We start from the raw sequence: 437 nt of genomic DNA, 5'->3' as shown, positions 1-437 counted from the left end.
TTGGTGGAGAGCAGACGTTCCTTAAGAGGGCAACGCCGTAAACATCGACCTGCGTTACGCCACCACCACGAGTGACACCCAATAAATTGCCCACCAAAGTGCGGGTACGACGAGCAGTCCCACAAAGCGACGCTGAGAAAAGTCTTTGAAGACAAGAAAGGATAACACCACGGTGCTAAACAGCATCACTGGCTTCGCCAGTAGCACCGCAAGCATAATATAAGGGCCAATCTTCGAAATCGTCTCGGGTGCGTCAAACATCATCGGGGTCATGAGCGCCATCATGGCGGCTCGTGGTATGGCAAGAAGCGCCACCACTCCAACGACTAAAGGAACGACACGCTTCCAAAGCTCCTTTGTATCGCTTCTGTATCCTGGTTCTTCCATCGCTGAAGCTCCTGAAATGTAGACGATAGCTAGCCCAAACCAGGCCCTGG

General features: G+C 52.6%; 1 protein-coding gene. It reads right to left on the bottom strand.

Translation table 11 applies throughout. The annotated features are described in order from the left end of the window. Nucleotides 1-54: 54 nt before the first annotated feature. The coding region (locus IFT54_RS20190) for a hypothetical protein (protein WP_206758152.1) at nucleotides 55-437 on the bottom strand (383 nt) is incomplete at its 5' end.

It is taken from the genome of Sphingomonas sp. CFBP 13714, assembly GCF_014842205.1.
GTDB classification, from domain to species: Bacteria; Pseudomonadota; Alphaproteobacteria; order Sphingomonadales; family Sphingomonadaceae; genus Sphingomonas; species Sphingomonas aerolata.
The sequence above is the reverse complement of the archived record's forward strand: the minus strand, read 5'-3'. Positions and strand labels throughout refer to the sequence as shown.